This window comes from Lacihabitans sp. CS3-21 (genome assembly GCF_024343675.1).
Lineage (GTDB): Bacteria > Bacteroidota > Bacteroidia > Cytophagales > Spirosomataceae > Leadbetterella.
In genome coordinates, this window is the sequence record NZ_RJUD01000076.1 from 1 (window position 1) to 1,558 (window position 1,558).

At 39.9% G+C, this 1,558-nt stretch carries 1 protein-coding gene; it reads left to right on the plus strand.

The genetic code is table 11. The features are described 5' to 3' along the window. The coding region (locus EGI24_RS14500; RefSeq protein WP_255049180.1) for a hypothetical protein at positions 1-1,558 on the plus strand (1,558 nt) is incomplete at both ends.

Here is a 1,558-nt window from a genome sequence, read left to right on the forward strand (position 1 = left end):
TGCCGCTCCAACGCTCAATGGTAACGTAACTGGTTGTGCTGGTGCATATTTTATTCCATATTTTACCAACGTCGATGGTGATGTAAAATTTTTATTAGATGTTAATGGTACCGCAGGATTTCAAGAGGGTACAACGGATAGGATATTGGAGGCATTTGGTGTTACTGCAGGTAGCCATCTCATGCCATGGGATGGTTTAGACGGTCTTGGGAATGTACTTTCGCCAAATACAACAGTAACTTCTCAAATTAGCATGTTAAGAGGTAGAATAAATTTGCCTTTATACGATGCTGAAATGAACCGAAACGGGTTTACACTCTCGGCTGTTTCTCCAGTTTCAGTTCCAAATCTCAGGATGTATTGGGACGATGCTAGTTTAACCAACCATGCAAATAATACTACTGGAGCAGGTGTGGATAACAGTGTTCTAGGACAAGATTCTCCAGGCCACGGTTGGAATGGAACTTATGGAAGCTCTTTACTTGTACCACCTGTTCTTCCTGGTGGAGAAGGCTCAGATACGCCTTCAAATGCAAATGATGACTTTGGTAATTTACGTACTATCAATACTTGGTTTTGGGGTTTGGAAGAGCAATCTGGAACATTAAACTTCAGGTTACCTTACTGTATTAGTATTCAAGGTAATGTGTATAGCGATGCAAATGGTTTAAATAATTCATTAATTAATGGAACAGGTTCGAACTTTGGAGGGTTATACGCTTATTTGGTGAATACTTTAGGTAATGTAGTTGCCATTGCTACTGTAAATTCGGATGGAACATACATTTTCAACAATATAGATTCTGGTAGCTTTACAGTAAGGATAAGTACAAATACAGGTGTTCTCGGAAACCCGGCCCCAGTTATTGCTTTTCCAACAGGTTATTATACTATTGGTGAAGGTACAGCAGCTAGTGGAGATGGAACCCCTTCAGGTGATACGCCCATTACGGTTGTAGCTTCAAATATTACAGGAGTAAATTTTGGTTTAAATCAGTTACCAAGTTCAAATACAGCATCTGGAACATTTTTGAATCCGACTGGTACGAATACAGTTACTATTCCAACTTTAAGCGGCTCTGATCCTGAGGATGGAAGTTTAGGGGTAACTAATTCTATCATTATTAAAGAGTTGCCTTTAAATGGAACATTGTATTACAATGGTATTGCTGTTATAGATGAGCAAGTAATAGCAAGTTATAATTCAACTTTATTAACGCTTGATCCTTCATTTCCAAGTGTTGGAACAGTGGTTTTTGATTATGCTTTTTTTGATAATACAGGTCTAGTTGACCCTACACCTGCTACTGTTACCATCAATTTTACCAACAATCCTCCAGTAGCCAACAACGATACCAATGCACCGATAGCTTCAACAGCAGGGCAAACGGCGATCAATGCTTTGACAGCGACGGATGCAGATGGCACAATAGCCAACTACAGAATTGAAAGTTTACCAACATTGGGAACCTTATATGTAGGTGGAGTAGCAGCAACGGTAGGCCAAGTATTGACCCCAGTACAAGTAGCTACTTTGACCTATGACCCATCAGGAACG